Here is a 16,450-nt window from a genome sequence, read left to right as displayed (position 1 = left end):
CTGGGGACTGTGTGTCTGCTGGCCATCTGGTTGTCCCTGGCCCTGGGGCCGGTCAGCCTGCCGTTGTTCGATACTTTGCGCGCTGCCCTGCGGCTGCTCGGTTTACCCATAGACGGGCAAGGACTGGAGCAGGCGGAGTTGATCCTTGGGCAGATTCGCCTGCCGCGGACCCTGCTCGGCTTGGCCGTGGGGGGCGTGCTGGCCCTTTCTGGCGTGGCCATGCAGGGGCTGTTTCGCAACCCCCTGGCAGATCCGGGGCTGGTAGGCGTGTCCAGTGGTGCAGCGCTGGGCGCGGCCATCGCTATTGTCGGGGGCTCGATGTTTGGTGGCTTGCCGGAGGTCATCGGTCCCTACCTGCTCTCAATTTGTGCCTTTCTCGGTGGTTTGGGGGTGACGGCACTGGTCTATCGACTGGGTCGGCGCAATGGCCAGACTCATGTCGCGACCATGCTGTTGGCGGGGATCGCGTTGACCGCCCTGGCCAGTTCGGCGGTGGGTTTGTTCACCTACCTGGCGGATGACGCTACCTTGCGTACTTTGACCTTCTGGAACCTGGGCAGCCTGAACGGTGCCAGTTACCAGCGCCTGTGGCCGCTGTTGCTGGTGACGGTAGGCGTCGCGCTGTGGCTGCCGCGCCGCGCCAAGGCGTTGAATGCGCTGCTGCTGGGCGAGTCCGAGGCCAAGCACCTGGGCATCGATGTCGAAGGGCTCAAGCGCGAACTGGTGTTTTGTACTGCTCTGGGCGTTGGTGCCGCCGTCGCGGCGGCAGGGATGATCGGTTTTGTTGGCCTGGTGGTGCCGCATCTGGTGCGCCTGTTGTCTGGGCCGGATCATCGTACTTTGCTGCCAGCATCAATCCTGGCGGGAGCCAGCCTGTTGCTGTTGGCCGATCTGGTGGCGCGCCTGGCGCTGGCGCCGGCTGAACTGCCTATTGGTATTGTCACCGCTTTTATCGGCGCACCTTTCTTTTTGTACCTGTTGCTGCGAGGGCGCGCCTGATGTTGCAAGTAGAGAATCTGCACGTCCGGCGCGGCGGCAAAGAAGTGTTGGCAGGCATTGACCTGCAGTTGTTGCCAGGTGAAGTGCTGGGGGTATTGGGGCCCAATGGCGCGGGTAAAAGCAGCTTGCTCGGGGCCTTGAGTGGTGAGTTGGCGGCCCATCAGGGGCGGGTGTTGTTGGATCAGCAAGAACTGGCGCGGTGGGAGGGTGGACTGCGTGCGCAACGCCTAGCCGTTCTGCCCCAGGCATCGAGCCTGGATTTTGCGTTCAGGGTCGAGGAAGTAGTGGGGCTGGGACGTTTGCCCCACCAGAGTGGCCGCGTGCGCGATGAGGAGATAGTCAGTGCCGCGCTTGAGGCGGCCGATGTCGCGCATCTTTGGGGGCGCAGTTACCTGGCGTTGTCCGGAGGCGAGCGACAGCGGGTGCATCTGGCGCGGGTCCTGGCCCAACTATGGCCCGGGCAGGCGGGGCAGAACTTGCTGCTCGACGAGCCTACTTCGGCCCTCGATCCATTGCATCAGCACATCACCTTGCAAGCCGTTCGAGCGTTCGCCGATCGCGGGGCGGGAGTGCTGGTCATTCTCCACGACCTGAATCTGGCGGCGCGTTACTGTGATCGTGTGCTGTTGCTTGAGGGGGGCCGACCTCATTCATTGGGGACTCCGGCCACGGTTCTGCGTCCTGAACCCTTGAAAGCCGTGTTCGGCCTGGAGGTTCTGGTGCAGGCGCACCCTGAGCGCGGGCACCCCTTGGTCATCGCCCGCTGAACTGAGAGGGGGAAGACTTGATGCGCCCACTTCTGCTCCTGATGGCAATGCTCCTGGCAGCCTGTCACAGCACGCCTGGAGTTTTGCCACCTCCTGTGGCAGGGGCTCCTGGAAACATTATCGATCTGCGCAGTGGCGAGGTATTGAGCCCAGCCGAGTTGGTGGAGCGCCTGGCGCGCGCTCCACGAGTAATCGTTGGCGAACAGCACGATAATGCCTGCAGTTGTGGCTATTGCGCTCGATGGCCCTGGATCGACCCCAAGGCAGTCTGCTGCTGGAAATGCTCAACCCTGATCAGCAGCCACGAGTCGATGCGCTCAAGGGCTCTCTTGGCGGGCGACGTTTGCCTGATGGCCTGCCGGGCTTGTTGGCTTGGCAATCGGGTTGGGACTGGAGTCTCTACGGCCTCTTGGTGAGTTATGCCCTGGTGCAGCCGTATCCGTTGCTGGCGGCCAATCTGGATCGTCAGGAAGTACGTGGGATCTATGCTCAGGCGCCGCGGCTGCCCGGAGGGCGGGCCAATGCCAGTGCAGTGACCGAAGCCCTATCCACACAAATCCGTGAATCGCACTGTGGCTTGCTGCCCGAGAGTCAGGTACCGGCGATGCTGGCGGTGCAGCAGCAACGGGATCGGCGTATGGCCGAGCGACTTCTGGCTGCGCCGATCCCGGCCTTGCTGTTTGCCGGAACATTTCACGGGCGCAAGGATCTTGGCGTGCCTTTGCATGTGGCGGATCTGGATCAGACGCAGAGCGTTGCAGTGTTGCTCCTGGCGGAGCAGGGCAGCCAGGTGTTCGCCTCGGCCGCCGACTTTGTCTGGTATATGCCGCCCCAGCCGGACAAGGATTACTGCGCGCAACTCAGACCTTGATTGCAGTACTTTTTCGCGGGCAAAAAAAGACCCGGCAAGAGCCGGGTCAAATAACCGTGATTAGCCTGATGAGGAGATAATCTGAGAGTCCGAACCACTGGTCTTCCAGGTTATCGACTGATCTCGCGACCAGTTGTGATAATCATAACGATTCTCATTTCGAAGTCAACAAAGCTTTTTCAGTTTCCGCATATTTCTCCGAACGCTTGTTTGGATCACCGGTAAACCAGCCTTTATTCCGGGGTGTTCAAGGTCATGAGCCGGGTGACTTCCTTGTTCAGCAGGTCGATGCGCCGGGCCATGCTTTCGATCAGGCTGTGGGCGATCCGCGGATTGCTCTGAGTCAGGCTGAGAAACTGCTCCTTGGGAATCAGCATGACTGTACTCGGTTCACTGGCGATCACGCTGGCGCTGCGTTTCTCTCCGGTAAAGATGGCCATGGCGCCGAAAATTTCGTCTTTGGGTACATCGCCGACCTTGTGACCGTCGACAAAGGCTTGTGCATGGCCTTCGAGTATCACAAACACGTGATCAGCTTCATCGCCCTGGGCAATCAGCAGTTCGCCCGTCTCCACGCGTTTGAAGCCGTTGTTGCTACGTAATTGCGGAGGTTTCAAGCGGGCGATTGCATCGGAGAGCAGGGCGGTCTGGCCGATCAGGTACTGCAGAAACAGTTCCGAGCGTTGCTCGTCAGCGTAGACATGCCGAAATACTTCAGCCCTCAGGTAGGGGATCAGACGCAATGGTGTATCGCAATTCAGATGCCATTGTGGGTGTTCGATACCGCGACGCAGCCCGACCAGATCGCCTTCATGCAGGTAGAACAAGGGCCGTTCTTCGACACTGGCCTGGATCACGCCACTTTCCAGCAGGAACAGCTGATGGTCTGGCAATACGCGGGACAGATCCTCCATGGGCTCAAGCTCCAGCACTGGATCACTGGGCGAGAGACCTTCCAGCAATTGAGTCGGGATGCTTTGCAGCCGATTGATCAGGGCGTCGGCATAATCCGGTTGTTCTCCCAATAGATACATGAGGATCTGCCAGTTAGTTTTTATGACGAGTGGAAATGGCATCCAACTGTCTGTTCAACGCCTCTTTGCGCTCAATGGGGAGATCGTTCCAATGCATGTCCATCAGCGCGCCCTCGATGGCGTAGAGGAGGACTTTCGACGCACGAAAACCGCGGGTACGCACCGCTCGGTAGGCGTCCACCGCGCCCAGGCGACGCAAGTCGGAAGCACTATGGATACCCACTGCATGCAGCCATTGTGCGGATGTCTTGCCAAGGTTTTTCAGGTGTTGCAGTTCATCATTCATTAAGCCTCCTGGCGATGGCCGAATGGTGTGTGGGTAGCCTCACAGGAGTGTAGCGCTCAGCAGAAAACGCGCTGTTCTTTGGTCGGGTTTGGCGCAAATGCTTCTAAGGCCGATGAATCAAGGCTCGACAACAAGACGTGCCCAGGCCTTGCAGGGGCGGGGGAAAGGCGAGAGAGGAAGTCTATAGTCCGGCCTGAACAGTGCGCCGGACATAGAGGGGCAGGAAGCTCAGCGGGTGTTGTAGCGCAGGCGGGTGCCGAAATTGACCGACATGAGAATCTCATCGGCAGTCAGTTCGACCGGGAAGTAGGCGCCGGAAATCTGCGCATGGGCGAGGCTGGCGCCTTCCATGGAGGCGTTTCGCAGGTCCAGGCCACGCAGATCCGCCGAGCGGAAGTAGGCGTCAGTGAAATCGATGCCCTGGGCGTTCAGTTCGCGCAGATCAAGGCCACGGAAGTCGCCGCCGCGCATGTCTACGGGGTGATCCTTTGGACGTTCGCGGTTGAAACCGACGATGTCGTCTTTATGCAGCAGGGCGTAGAGCGGAGTGTCGAGAAGTTTCGGTTGGCTCATGGTGACATCACCGGTGTTGGATTTATGACGCCAGTATAGTGCCACTATTTTTCAGCCGTGAAGTCTTTGCCACTTCACGGCTGAAATAATCGCTTACAGGCCCGGGAGACGCTGACGAATGTTGGCAACCAGGGCATCCAGGCTGCCACTTTCGTTGGTTTCGATGCGTTTGCTACGCAGCAGTTCTTCGTCTGTCAGGGCTTCGCGAGTGGCTTGTTGATTGGCGATCACTTCTAAGGTGGCGTCGGAAGGGTCGTTCTGATCGGCCTGGCGTTGCGCCAACCAGCTGGCAACCACCGCCTCAGGAGCATTGCAGTCGATGATCAGGCAAGGCGTGCCAGTGGCTTCGGCAACCTTGGCAGCGGCATCCCGTTGGGCGCGCTTGAGGTAGGTGGCATCGATCACGACCGGGAAGCCGGCGCGCAGGATGGTTTCGGCGATTTCATGCAGGCGTGCGTAGGTAGTACTGCTGGCTTCGCTGCTGTAGATGCCAGCGTGCGGGTCGTTCGCTACTTGCTGTTCGCCGAACAGGCGCTTGCGTTCCACGTCGGAGCGCAGGCGAATGGCGCCGAGAGCTTCAACCAGGCGCATGGCAACGCGACTTTTGCCGACCGCCGAAATACCTGAGGTGATAGCCAGGAAGCGCGATGGAATGGTGCTGTAGCTTTCTGCCAGGTTGGCGTAGTTGCGGTATTGACGCAGGGTGGTGGCGCGCTGCACCGGGGTGGCGTCGGCGGGCATGCTGAACAGGCTGACCTTGGCGCGTACCAGGGCGCGATAGGCTTTATAGAAGTTGAGCAGCTCCAGGCCTTGATAGTCACCGGTCAGTTCCAGGTACTGGCTGATGAAGCGCCGAGCAAGGCTTTTCAGGCCGCGGTCTTCCAGGTCCATGGCGAGGAAACCGGTGTCGGCATACACGTCGGTGAACCGAAAAGGCTCGTTGAATTCAATGCAGTCGAAAATCACCACTTTGCCATCGATGATCGTGGCGTTGCCCAGATGGATATCGCCGTGGCATTCACGGATGAAACCTTCGCTCTTGCGCTGGGCCAGCAATGGCTTGAGACGTTCGAAGCTGGCCTCTGCCCAGGCTTCCAGGGCTTCGAGTTGCTGCAGGTCGGCCTTGTCGCTGAGAAACGGACGGATCTGTTCGAAGTTCTGGCGCACCGGCGCCATTACGCTGTCTGGAGTGCCAGCCTCGTGAGCGGCGGGAACCTTGGGAGCGTTTAGGTGAAATTGAGCGATCTGTTGGGCCATCTCGTCGATGTGTGCGGTGGTCAGTTCGCTGTTGGCCTGCAGGGTGCTGAGTAACTGGCTTTGAGGAAACTGGCGCATTTTCAACGCGTATTCGATGACCGGGCTGCTGCCGCCCAGTTCAGGGGCCTCAATGCTGCCGGTGATCGGCAGCACTTCCAGGTAAAGATCATCGGTCAGGCGCTGGTTCAATCGCAGCTCTTCACCGCAGAAATGTTCGCGAGCATCCAGGCTGGTGAAATCGAGGAAGCCGAAGTTGACCGGCTTCTTCACTTTATAAGCAAAGGGGCCGGTGAGCAGAACCCAGGAGATGTGGGTTTCGATGACCTGAAACCCGTCTACGGGATGAGGATACAAAGCAGGGTTTTGCAGGGCGGCGATCAGTGACTGGCTCACAGGCGATCCTTCAGAGTCGGGAAAATCGAGGGCGTCATTATGGCTGCTGAGAGCGCTAAGGCAAACCTCGGGCGGCACATGTTGAGGATGAATAAAGTGCGTATAATCCGCCGCCATGACTCGTACCCGATCCCCTCGTTCCGCTAAAAAAACTTCGTCTGGTGGCCTGCGCCCCTGGCTGGGCTGGGCGCTCAAGCTCAGTCTGGTTGGTTTGGTGGTGCTCGCCGGCTTTGCGATTTACCTTGATGCTGTGGTCCAGGAGAAGTTCTCCGGCAAGCGCTGGACCATTCCGGCCAAGGTCTATGCACGTCCGCTGGAGCTGTTCGTCGGACAGAAGCTCAGCAAAGACGACTTCCTGACGGAACTCGATGCCCTGGGCTATCGTCGCGAAAGTGTCGCCAACGGCCCCGGCGCTGCGGCGGTCAGCGGCAATACCGTTGACCTGAATACCCGCGGTTTCCAGTTCTATGAAGGGCTGGAGCAGGCGCAGCCCGTGCGTGTGCGTTTCTCCGGCGACTATGTGGCTGAACTCTCCGGCAGCAAGGGCGCGAAACTGGCGGTGGTGCGTCTGGAGCCGCTGTTGATCGGTGGTCTGTACCCTAAGAATCTTGAAGACCGGATTCTGATCAAGATCGATCAGGTCCCTCCATATCTGCTGGAAACCCTGGTGGCGGTGGAAGACCGTGACTTTTATTCGCACTTCGGGGTGTCGCCGAAGTCGATCGCTCGAGCGATCTGGGTCAACACGTCGTCGGGCCAGATGCGCCAGGGCGGCAGTACCCTGACCCAACAGTTGGTGAAGAACTTCTTCCTGACCAACGAGCGCAGCCTGTCACGCAAGCTCAATGAAGCGATGATGGCGTTGCTGTTGGAGTTGCATTACGACAAGCGCGAAATCCTTGAGGCTTACCTCAACGAAGTTTTCGTCGGTCAAGATGGCCAGCGTGCAGTGCATGGCTTCGGCCTGGCCAGTCAGTTCTTTTTCAGTCAGCCGCTGTCCGAACTCAAGTTGCACCAGGTGGCGCTCTTGGTGGGGATGGTCAAGGGCCCCTCGTATTACAACCCGCGGCGTTACCCTGAGCGTGCACTGGAGCGGCGTAACCTGGTGCTTGATTTGCTTGAGCAACAGGGCGTGGCCACGGCGGAGCAGGTTGCCGCAGCGAAGAGCATGCCCTTGGGCGTGACCAAACGTGGCAGTCTGGCGGACAGCTCGTTCCCGGGTTTCCTCGACCTGGTGAAGCGCCAGTTGCGGCAGGACTACCGCGACGAAGACTTGACCGAAGAAGGCCTGCGCATTTTCACCAGTTTCGATCCGATCCTGCAGATGAAGGCGGAAGCCTCGGTCAACGATACCTTCAAGCGCCTGTCTGGTCGCAAGGGCTCGGAAGACGTCGAGGCGGCGATGGTCGTGACCAATCCGGAAACCGGTGAAGTCCAAGCCATGATCGGTAGTCGCCAGGCCAGTTTCGCCGGATTCAACCGAGCGCTGGATGCGGTGCGCCCGATCGGCTCGTTGATCAAGCCGGCGGTCTACCTGACCGCTCTGGAAAAGCCCAGTCAGTACACCTTGACCAGTTGGCTCTCGGATGAGGCGTTCTCGGTAAAAGGTGCGGATGGCCAAGTCTGGAAGCCGCAGAACTATGATCGGCGCTCCCACGGTACGGTTTTCCTCTATCAGGGGCTGGCCCACTCCTACAACCTGTCCACTGCGCGGCTCGGTCTGGAAGTGGGCGTACCCAATGTGTTGAAGACCCTTGGGCGCTTGGGGGTTACCCGGGAGTTCCCGGCATTTCCTTCGATGTTGCTGGGCGCGGGGGGCATGAGCCCGATCGAAGTGGCGACCATGTACCAGACGCTGGCCAATGGCGGTTTCAATACGCCAATGCGCGGGATTCGCAGCGTGCTGACCGCCGAAGGCGAGCCGCTCAAGCGCTATCCGTTCCAGATTCAACAGCGATTCGATGCTGGGTCGATCTACCTGATCCAGAGTGCGATGCAGCGGGTGATGCGTGAAGGCACGGGCAGCTCGGTGTACAACGTATTGCCCAAGACCTTGGCGCTTGCCGGCAAGACCGGTACTAGTAACGACTCCCGTGACAGTTGGTTCGCCGGTTTCAGCCAGGACTTGCTGGCCGTGGTCTGGTTGGGGCGCGACGATAACGGCAAGACACCGTTTACCGGTGCCACCGGTGCCTTGCAGGTCTGGACCAGTTTCATGCGCAAGGCTGACCCATTGCCACTGGACATGCCGCAGCCGGACAACGTGGTCCAGGCCTGGATTGATTCGCGTACGGGGCAGGGCTCCGACGCCAACTGTCCGGGCGCGGTGCAGATGCCGTATATTCGCGGCAGCGAACCGCCTCCCGGCGCCTCTTGCGGTGGTGAAACCCCGGCAGGTGGTGATTCGGTGATGGATTGGGTCAAAGGCTGGATGAACTAAGCGATGAGGGTTTGACGTGAACAAATGGTGGGTTCCAGCTATTACAGCGCTGGCGTTGCTCAACGGTTGCGCCAGTGTGCAGCGCGGTTCCATTCCCGTCGTGGACTCTGGGACCGCCGTGTCCAACAGTGAGCGAATTTCCGCCTCTGGAGGTTTTCGTCAGACGACTATCAAGCGTCCGGCGCAAGCCCAGGCTCAGGCGATTCCGGCAGACTCCGGAGTCGTGGTGATGGTCCCTGGCGGCGGTGCAACGGCCTCGGCGCCGATCAGCAGTTCGCCGATTACTCCGGGTCCTGTCACTTCTGGCCCTATTACACCGGGACCGGTGGATGGTTCGAGTTATCAGTCGGCTCCGATCAACCAGGGCACCTACAATATGCCTTCGACGCCGAGTGGCATTCCTTCGGCCCGTGCGGGTGGCTTGTCGGCCGATGAACAGCTGGACGGCCCGGTATTGGCGTTGCTGACCACTGCTCAGCAACAGCAGTCCAGTGGTGATCTGAACGGCGCGTCCTCCAGTCTCGAACGCGCTCAGCGTGTGGCGCCGCGCGAGCCGCAGGTGTTGTACCGTCTGGCTCAGGTGAGAATGGCCCAGGGCGATGCTCCTCAAGCAGAGCAGTTTGCCCGTCGCGGTCTGAGCTTCTCTGGCGGTCGTCCCGATCTTCAGGCGAGCTTGTGGGAGTTGATCGCTCAAGCCCGTGAAAAGCAGGGCGACGCCGCTGGTGCGGCCCAGGCCCGTCAGAAAGCCCGGGTTTCGCTGTGATGGATATGCGTTTTCCGAGAATCGCCGAGCACCTGCTGTTGATCGAGCGCGAACTGCGATTGCAGGGCTTGTGGGGTGACGTTGCGCCCAGTGCCGAATCTTTGGCCAGTACCCAGCCTTTTGCCGTGGATACGCTGGAGTTCGAGCAATGGCTGCAGTGGATCTTCCTGCCTCGCATGAAGATGATCCTGGAGCAGGATCTGCCGCTGCCCAATGCTTCCGGTATCCAGGAAATGGCCGAGATGGTGTTCTCTACCCGTCCCATGCAGGGGCGCGACCAGCAGTTGCGTGCTCTGCTCAAAGAGTTTGATCAGCTCATCGTAGCTACTCGCTGACGCTGGACTGCCAGGTTCACCTGGCAGTCGTTCCCTATAGCCCTGTGTGTTCTCGTCTGGCGCTACCGCGGGGCTTTCTCCTTATGCATCAGGTTCAGGACCTGGGCCGTTCAATAGGTCTGTGAATAAAGTCAAGGTTCGCAATTCTGATTTGCTTGTTGGAGATTGCGCAATTGAAGCGCAGAGAGTTGTTGTTTTGAGGTTTTTTCTTGCGTTCTCATGCGCTTAGTTCGAATTAGCTACATAGACGACTTGACTTGAAGAGGACGAAACAGAAGAATCCAAAGTCCGCTGTAGAGGGACTGCCAGAAGCAGACCCACTCAGCAGATCATGAGGCGCACACCCGCGCCGAAGTGCTACACCCGCAACGCGTTACCTCGCGCTGGGTGGGAAAACCCCGCAACACTTTGGGGGGCTCCCAATACTTGCTCAGTCAGTGCTGACGTAGTCGGCGACTACCGTCGCTCATGCTCTGCTGAGAAGTAAACCTATTAAGACCCGCTCCCTTTTGAGGGCGGTATTCTGGCGTTTTAGAGGTGAACAACGTGGAGCTTTTATCTGGCGGTGAGATGCTCGTCCGCTTTTTGCGTGACGAAGGCGTCAAATATATCTACGGGTACCCGGGTGGTGCTCTCCTGCATGTTTACGATGCCCTGTTCAAAGAACCGGAAGTGACTCACATCCTGGTTCGTCATGAACAAGCGGCAACCCATATGGCTGACGGCTATGCCCGTGCCACCGGTAAAGCCGGTGTGGTACTGGTGACTTCCGGCCCGGGTGCGACCAATGCCATTACCGGTATTGCCACCGCCTATATGGACTCGATTCCAATGGTGATCATTTCCGGTCAGGTGCCTAGCACCATGGTCGGCACCGATGCGTTCCAGGAAACCGACATGATCGGTATCTCCCGGCCGATCGTGAAGCACAGCTTCATGATCAAGCACGCTTCGGAAATCCCGGAAGTCATGAAGAAGGCGTTCTATCTGGCGCAATCCGGTCGTCCTGGCCCGGTGGTGGTCGATATCCCCAAGGACATGACCAACCCGGCTGAAAAGTTCGAATACGTTTTTCCCAAGAAAGCCAAGCTGCGCTCCTATAGCCCGGCTGTGCGCGGTCACTCCGGGCAAATTCGCAAGGCAGCAGAAATGCTCCTGGCGGCCAAGCGTCCTGTGCTTTATGCAGGCGGCGGAGTGATCCTCGGTGGCGGTTCCGCACCGCTGACCGAACTGGCCAAGATGCTCAATCTGCCAGTGACCAACACCCTGATGGGCCTGGGCGCATACCCCGGTACCGACCGGCAGTTCGTCGGCATGCTCGGCATGCACGGCAGCTACACCGCCAACCTGACGATGCACCATGCTGACGTAATCCTGGCAGTCGGCGCGCGTTTCGATGACCGGGTTATCAACGGCCCGGCGAAGTTCTGCCCGAACGCCAAGATTATCCATGTCGATATCGACCCGGCGTCCATCTCCAAGACCATCAAGGCCGATGTACCTATCGTGGGCCCGGTGGAGAGCGTCATGACCGAAATGGTTGCGGCCCTCAAGGAAATCGGCGAGACCCCGAACAAGGATGCGGTCGCGAGCTGGTGGAAGCAGATCGATGAGTGGCGCGGTGATCGCGGCCTGTTCCCTTACGATAAGGGCGATGGCAGCATCATCAAGCCACAGACTGTGATCGAAACCCTGTGCGAAGTGACCAAGGGCGATGCCTTTGTGACCTCCGACGTGGGTCAGCACCAAATGTTCGCCGCGCAGTACTACAAGTTCAACAAGCCGAACCGCTGGATCAACTCCGGTGGCCTGGGCACCATGGGCTTCGGTTTCCCGGCTGCCATGGGCATCAAGTTGAGCTTCCCGGATGCCGACGTTGCTTGTGTAACGGGGGAGGGCAGTATCCAGATGAATATTCAGGAACTGTCTACCTGCCTGCAGTACGGGTTGCCGGTAAAAATCGTCATCCTGAACAACGGTGTTCTGGGTATGGTTCGCCAGTGGCAAGACATGAGTTATGGCAGCCGTCATTCGCACTCCTATATGGAGTCGCTGCCTGATTTCGTCAAGCTGGCAGAAGCCTATGGTCACGTCGGCGTGCGCATCACCGAGTCGAAAGACTTGAAGTCGAAGATGGAAGAGGCGTTCGCCATGAAAGATCGCCTGGTGGTGATTGATATTTCGGTCGACACCAGCGAGCACGTCTACCCGATGCAGATCAAAGACGGCTCCATGCGCGATATGTGGCTGAGCAAGACGGAGCGTACTTAATCATGCGGCACATTATTTCCTTGCTTCTGGAAAACGAACCGGGTGCTCTGTCTCGTGTAGTTGGCCTGTTCTCGCAGCGCAACTACAACATCGAAAGCCTGACTGTGGCGCCTACAGAAGACCCGACTCTGTCGCGTCTGACGTTGACTACTGTCGGCCATGATGAGGTCATCGAGCAGATCACCAAGAACCTGAACAAGTTGATCGAAGTGGTCAAATTGGTTGACCTGTCGGAAAGTGCTCACATCGAGCGCGAACTGATGCTGGTCAAGATCAAGGCCACTGGTGCCCAGCGCGCCGAGGTTAAGCGCACTACCGATATTTACCGTGGGCAGATCGTTGATGTCAGCGCTAGCGTGTATACCGTTCAATTGACCGGTACCAGCGATAAGCTCGACAGCTTCATTCAGTCCGTCGGCACCGCCTCGATTCTGGAGACCGTCCGTAGCGGCGTAACCGGTATCGCCCGCGGCGACAAAGTACTCAGCATCTAAACCAAATTAGCGAATGGCCGGAACGGCCTGATATAGGGGAAATTCATGAAAGTTTTCTACGATAAAGACTGCGACCTGTCGATCATCCAGGGCAAGAAAGTCGCCATCATCGGTTACGGCTCCCAAGGCCACGCTCAAGCGTGCAACCTGAAAGACTCCGGCGTTGACGTGACTGTTGGCCTGCGTAAAGGTTCGGCTACCGTTGCCAAGGCTGAAGCCCATGGCCTGAAAGTGACCGACGTTGCCAGCGCTGTTGCTGCTGCCGACCTGGTCATGATCCTGACTCCGGACGAGTTCCAGTCTTCCCTGTACAAGAATGAAATCGAGCCGAACATCAAGAAGGGCGCCACCCTGGCCTTCTCCCATGGCTTCGCGATCCACTACAACCAGGTTGTGCCGCGTGCCGACCTCGACGTGATCATGATCGCGCCGAAAGCACCGGGTCACACCGTGCGTTCCGAGTTCGTCAAGGGCGGCGGCATCCCTGACCTGATCGCCATCTACCAGGACGCTTCCGGCAACGCCAAGAACGTTGCTCTGTCTTACGCTGCTGGCGTAGGCGGCGGCCGTACCGGCATCATCGAAACCACCTTCAAGGACGAGACTGAAACCGACCTGTTCGGCGAACAGGCTGTTCTGTGTGGCGGTACCGTCGAGCTGGTCAAGGCCGGTTTTGAAACCCTGGTTGAAGCTGGCTACGCGCCGGAAATGGCCTACTTCGAGTGCCTGCACGAACTGAAGCTGATCGTTGACCTCATGTACGAAGGCGGTATCGCCAACATGAACTACTCGATCTCCAACAACGCCGAGTACGGCGAGTACGTGACTGGCCCTGAAGTCATTAACGCTGAATCCCGTCAGGCCATGCGCAACGCTCTGAAGCGCATCCAGGATGGCGAGTACGCGAAGATGTTCATCAGCGAAGGTGCTACCGGCTACCCATCGATGACCGCCAAGCGCCGTAACAACGCTGCTCACGGTATCGAAATCATCGGTGAGCAACTGCGCTCGATGATGCCGTGGATCGGTGCTAACAAAATCGTCGACAAAGCCAAGAACTAAGTTCGAGTTTTGTCAGGAAAGACGCGGCCTAGGCCGCGTTTTTTCGTTTGGGCGGGTAGGTTCTGGTATAAAGCTGGATCCTTTGTGGCCGAATCGCGGTCCTGGGTATCTGTCGAAACTATTCACACCGTTGCAAGGTATTGTCCATGAGCGAACGTCCCGAAGAGCCAAACCAGGCCTCTGACGCCGAAAGCCTGCTACCGATCGATGAGCATGTCGAAGAAGGGCATGACGCTGAAGGCCGTAAAGTCCGGCATCGTGGTATCTATCTTCTGCCGAATCTGTTCACCACTGCGAATCTGTTCGCGGGGTTCTATTCCATCATCAGTTCGATGAGTGCCCAGAGTGCATTGAGCGCCGGTGATACGGCAGGGGCGAGCAAGTATTTCGCCTTTGCCGCCATCGCGATTTTTGTCGCCATGGTGCTCGACGGCCTGGATGGGCGAGTCGCCCGTATGACCAACACCCAGAGCGCCTTCGGCGCCGAGTACGACTCTTTGTCGGACATGGTCGCGTTTGGCGTTGCGCCGGCGTTGCTGGCCTTCGGTTGGGCCCTGGGTGATATGGGCAAGGTCGGCTGGATGGTTGCCTTTATCTATGTTGCTGGCGCTGCGTTGCGCCTGGCGCGTTTCAATACTCAGGTGGGGACCGCTGACAAGCGTTACTTTATCGGTCTGGCCAGCCCTGCGGCGGCGGGCGTGGTGGCCGGTATTGTGTGGGCCTTCAGTGACTACGGTATCCAAGGTTCGAAGATGTCGTTCCTGGTGGCACTGATGGTCGCGGCAGCAGGCATGCTGATGGTCAGCAACATCAAATACAACAGCTTCAAGGATCTGGATCTGAAAGGGCGCGTGCCTTTTGTAGCGATCCTGGCGGTGGTGCTGGTCTTTGCCGTGGTGTTCAGCGATCCGCCACGTATTCTGCTCCTTGTCTTCCTTGCCTATGCAGCTTCGGGCCCGGTTCAGTACTTGTTGCATCTGCGTCGGCGCAAAAGCACCGAGTGATGTAATTTCCCCCATACTCCGCAGTCTATTGGTACATCTGTTCTCCAATACTGCGGAGTTGTCATGCTGATCCAAGTCCCCAAGTCGTCTGACTGCAAAGAGTCGGACGTCACGCCTGAATCCCTGTATTTCTCTCGTCGCAGCCTGTTGGGTGGTGCCATTGTTGGCCTGGCGGCTAGCAGCTTGCCCAGTTGGGGCTGTGCCGAAGAGGCGAGTCGCTACCCCGATGTTGAGCCCGGCAAGCTGCCGTCATGGTTTGCTCAAAAACTCCCGGCGACCCATTGGCAAGCCGTCACCGCCAAGAATGAGGCGATCACGCCGTTCAAGGATGCGACGCACTACAACAACTTCTATGAGTTCGGTACGGATAAGGGCGACCCTGCTGCGAATGCCGGTGCGCTGAAAACCGAGCCTTGGACTGTCGTTGTGGATGGGGAGGTTGGAAAGCCAGGACGCTACGCGCTGGAGGACTTCATGAAGCCCTATCAGTTGGAAGAGCGAATCTACCGTCTTAGGTGTGTAGAAGCCTGGTCGATGGTTATTCCGTGGATAGGCTTTCCGATCTCTGAGCTTCTTAAGCAGGTTGAGCCGACCTCCAAAGCCAAATTTATTCGTTTTGAAACCCTTCAGGACCCCAAGAGTATGCCAGGCCAGCGCTCGGGTTTTGCTTTGATTGATTGGCCTTATGTCGAGGGGTTGCGTCTGGATGAGGCGATGAATCCTTTGGCGATTCTTGCCGTGGGCATGTATGGCCGCGAGTTGCCCAATCAGAATGGCGCGCCCCTGCGTTTGGTGGTGCCATGGAAATATGGCTTCAAGAGCATCAAGTCGATTGTGCGTATCAGTCTGGTGGAAGAGCAGCCGAAGACGACCTGGCAGAGTATTGCTTCCGATGAGTATGGTTTCTACGCCAACGTGAACCCCACGGTTGATCATCCGCGTTGGACTCAGGCGCGGGAGCGACGCTTGCCGAGTGGTCTGTTCAGTCCGAACGTCCGCGAGACGCAGATGTTCAACGGCTACTCGGACGAGGTTGCTTCTTTATATAGCGGCCTGGATCTGCGGAAGAATTACTGATGCGTTATCCCATCTGGCGTATTGGTGTATTTGTCATGATCTCCATCTGGCCTTTGCTCTGGTTGTACCAGGCCTGGAGCTTGGCGCTGGGGCCGGACCCTGGAAAGGTACTGGTTGATCGTTTGGGATTGGGTACTTTGATACTGTTGCTGGTCACTCTGGGCATGACACCGTTGCAGAAGCTAACCGGCTGGGCAGGGTGGATTATGGTTCGCAGGCAACTTGGCTTGTGGTGCTTTGCTTATGTAGTGCTGCATCTAAGTGCCTATGCAGTGTTTATTCTTGGTCTGGATTGGTCGCAGCTGGGGGTTGAGCTGCGTAAGCGGCCGTACATTATTGTCGGGAGCCTGGGGTTTCTCGGACTGTTGATGCTTGCGGTTACCTCCAATAGATATAGCCAGCGTCTGTTGGGGCGTCGATGGAAGGCGCTGCATCGGTTGGTTTACGTCATTCTTGGCTTGGGTTTGCTGCACATGCTATGGATTGTGCGGGCGGATCTTAAAGAGTGGGCTGTGTATGCCTTTATAGGCGCTCTTTTGTTGGGGCTGCGAATCCCGGTGGTAATGTGCAGAATCCCGCGTTTATTGGCTAAGCGGCCTGCTTCTGCAACAAAAGTGTAATTAGGGGTTGACGGCAGATTCTACACGTCTATAATTCGCCCCACTTCCGGCGCAGTCGAAACGGAAAACTCCTTGAGATTCAACGAGTTACGCAGTTTTCGGCAGCGGTTACGCTTCAGTTCATCGAAGCCAGAAGGAGTTGGTAAGGCAGTGAGTTTTAGCCTTATTAACGATTCGATCCTCTCGGTCGAAAGCGGTGAAAAA

Annotated in this window: 16 protein-coding genes and 1 pseudogene; 12 read left to right on the top strand and 5 right to left on the bottom strand. The window is 58.1% G+C overall.

What is annotated here, in order from left to right:
- Positions 1 to 15: 15 nt before the first annotated feature.
- From GV818_RS20810 to GV818_RS20800, 3 genes and pseudogenes are all read left to right on the top strand, one after another.
- On the top strand, positions 16 to 999 hold the full coding sequence (locus GV818_RS20810; protein ID WP_178125042.1) for a FecCD family ABC transporter permease: 984 nt from the start codon (positions 16 to 18) through the stop codon (positions 997 to 999).
- Positions 999 to 1,766 carry a heme ABC transporter ATP-binding protein gene (locus GV818_RS20805; RefSeq protein WP_161759258.1) on the top strand — a complete coding sequence of 256 codons (768 nt, stop codon included), beginning with the start codon at positions 999 to 1,001 and terminating at the stop codon, positions 1,764 to 1,766. Before GV818_RS20810 ends, GV818_RS20805 begins: the two co-directional genes overlap by 1 nt.
- A gap of 20 nt (positions 1,767 to 1,786) precedes the next feature.
- A pseudogene (locus GV818_RS20800) lies at positions 1,787 to 2,637 on the top strand (ChaN family lipoprotein).
- 233 nt (positions 2,638 to 2,870) lie between these two features.
- On the opposite strand, the gene GV818_RS20795 reads toward GV818_RS20800, so the two are convergent.
- The 4 genes from GV818_RS20795 to GV818_RS20780 form a co-directional block, all read right to left on the bottom strand.
- Positions 2,871 to 3,671 (bottom strand): Crp/Fnr family transcriptional regulator, encoded by an 801-nt coding sequence (locus GV818_RS20795; RefSeq protein WP_161777384.1) that lies wholly within the window; start codon positions 3,669 to 3,671, stop codon positions 2,871 to 2,873.
- Positions 3,672 to 3,684: 13 nt separating this feature from the next.
- Entirely contained in the window at positions 3,685 to 3,957 is a 273-nt protein-coding gene (locus GV818_RS20790) for a TfoX/Sxy family protein (RefSeq protein ID WP_161759255.1), read from the bottom strand.
- A gap of 228 nt (positions 3,958 to 4,185) precedes the next feature.
- Positions 4,186 to 4,530, bottom strand: coding sequence for a pentapeptide repeat-containing protein (locus GV818_RS20785; protein ID WP_161759254.1), 345 nt, complete (start codon positions 4,528 to 4,530; stop codon positions 4,186 to 4,188).
- Positions 4,531 to 4,623: 93 nt separating this feature from the next.
- Entirely contained in the window at positions 4,624 to 6,180 is a 1,557-nt protein-coding gene (locus GV818_RS20780; protein WP_161759253.1) for an AAA family ATPase, read from the bottom strand.
- A gap of 115 nt (positions 6,181 to 6,295) precedes the next feature.
- On the opposite strand from GV818_RS20780, the gene mrcB reads away from it, so the two are divergent.
- The 9 genes from mrcB (at position 6,296) to msrQ (ending at position 16,246) form a co-directional block, all read left to right on the top strand.
- A complete protein-coding gene (mrcB, locus tag GV818_RS20775) occupies positions 6,296 to 8,620 on the top strand; it encodes a penicillin-binding protein 1B (protein WP_161759252.1) in 2,325 nt (774 codons plus the stop codon).
- Between the two features lie 16 nt (positions 8,621 to 8,636).
- On the top strand, positions 8,637 to 9,383 hold the full coding sequence (locus tag GV818_RS20770) for a tetratricopeptide repeat protein (RefSeq protein ID WP_161759251.1): 747 nt from the start codon (positions 8,637 to 8,639) through the stop codon (positions 9,381 to 9,383).
- Positions 9,383 to 9,718 (top strand): YqcC family protein, encoded by a 336-nt coding sequence (locus tag GV818_RS20765; protein WP_161759250.1) that lies wholly within the window; start codon positions 9,383 to 9,385, stop codon positions 9,716 to 9,718. Before GV818_RS20770 ends, GV818_RS20765 begins: the two co-directional genes overlap by 1 nt.
- 546 nt (positions 9,719 to 10,264) lie before the next feature.
- On the top strand, positions 10,265 to 11,989 hold the full coding sequence (locus GV818_RS20760; protein WP_161777383.1) for an acetolactate synthase 3 large subunit: 1,725 nt from the start codon (positions 10,265 to 10,267) through the stop codon (positions 11,987 to 11,989).
- 2 nt (positions 11,990 to 11,991) lie between these two features.
- Positions 11,992 to 12,483, top strand: coding sequence for an acetolactate synthase small subunit (gene ilvN / locus GV818_RS20755; RefSeq protein ID WP_161759248.1), 492 nt, complete (start codon positions 11,992 to 11,994; stop codon positions 12,481 to 12,483).
- 45 nt (positions 12,484 to 12,528) lie between these two features.
- Positions 12,529 to 13,545 carry a ketol-acid reductoisomerase gene (gene ilvC / locus GV818_RS20750; protein ID WP_003228216.1) on the top strand — a complete coding sequence of 339 codons (1,017 nt, stop codon included), beginning with the start codon at positions 12,529 to 12,531 and terminating at the stop codon, positions 13,543 to 13,545.
- Between the two features lie 146 nt (positions 13,546 to 13,691).
- A complete protein-coding gene (pssA, locus tag GV818_RS20745; RefSeq protein ID WP_161759247.1) occupies positions 13,692 to 14,549 on the top strand; it encodes a CDP-diacylglycerol--serine O-phosphatidyltransferase in 858 nt (285 codons plus the stop codon).
- Positions 14,550 to 14,612: 63 nt separating this feature from the next.
- Complete coding sequence (gene msrP, locus GV818_RS20740; RefSeq protein WP_161777382.1) at positions 14,613 to 15,626, top strand: protein-methionine-sulfoxide reductase catalytic subunit MsrP; 1,014 nt, start codon at positions 14,613 to 14,615, stop codon at positions 15,624 to 15,626.
- Positions 15,626 to 16,246: a protein-methionine-sulfoxide reductase heme-binding subunit MsrQ gene (gene msrQ, locus GV818_RS20735; protein WP_161759245.1), complete on the top strand. Its 621-nt coding sequence runs from the start codon at positions 15,626 to 15,628 to the stop codon at positions 16,244 to 16,246. Before msrP ends, msrQ begins: the two co-directional genes overlap by 1 nt.
- Positions 16,247 to 16,266: 20 nt before the next feature.
- Here the strand turns inward: msrQ and GV818_RS34260 are convergent.
- The coding region (locus tag GV818_RS34260; RefSeq protein ID WP_218586300.1) for a hypothetical protein at positions 16,267 to 16,450 on the bottom strand (184 nt) is incomplete at its 5' end.

Source organism: Pseudomonas sp. Fl4BN1 (assembly GCF_009908285.1).
GTDB lineage: Bacteria > Pseudomonadota > Gammaproteobacteria > Pseudomonadales > Pseudomonadaceae > Aquipseudomonas.
This window is presented reverse-complemented; position numbering and strand designations above follow the sequence as displayed.

Excerpts from the sequence above, each read along its gene's own strand:
- GV818_RS20805 (WP_161759258.1), top strand. The coding sequence starts at position 999 with ATGTTGCAAGTAGAGAATCTGCACGTCCGGCGCGGCGGCAAAGAAGTG.
- GV818_RS20795 (WP_161777384.1), bottom strand. The coding sequence starts at position 3,671 with ATGTATCTATTGGGAGAACAACCGGATTATGCCGACGCCCTGATCAAT.
- GV818_RS20790 (WP_161759255.1), bottom strand. The coding sequence starts at position 3,957 with ATGAATGATGAACTGCAACACCTGAAAAACCTTGGCAAGACATCCGCA.
- GV818_RS20785 (WP_161759254.1), bottom strand. The coding sequence starts at position 4,530 with ATGAGCCAACCGAAACTTCTCGACACTCCGCTCTACGCCCTGCTGCAT.
- mrcB (WP_161759252.1), top strand. The coding sequence starts at position 6,296 with ATGACTCGTACCCGATCCCCTCGTTCCGCTAAAAAAACTTCGTCTGGT.
- GV818_RS20765 (WP_161759250.1), top strand. The coding sequence starts at position 9,383 with ATGGATATGCGTTTTCCGAGAATCGCCGAGCACCTGCTGTTGATCGAG.
- ilvN (WP_161759248.1), top strand. The coding sequence starts at position 11,992 with ATGCGGCACATTATTTCCTTGCTTCTGGAAAACGAACCGGGTGCTCTG.
- ilvC (WP_003228216.1), top strand. The coding sequence starts at position 12,529 with ATGAAAGTTTTCTACGATAAAGACTGCGACCTGTCGATCATCCAGGGC.
- pssA (WP_161759247.1), top strand. The coding sequence starts at position 13,692 with ATGAGCGAACGTCCCGAAGAGCCAAACCAGGCCTCTGACGCCGAAAGC.
- msrP (WP_161777382.1), top strand. The coding sequence starts at position 14,613 with ATGCTGATCCAAGTCCCCAAGTCGTCTGACTGCAAAGAGTCGGACGTC.
- msrQ (WP_161759245.1), top strand. The coding sequence starts at position 15,626 with ATGCGTTATCCCATCTGGCGTATTGGTGTATTTGTCATGATCTCCATC.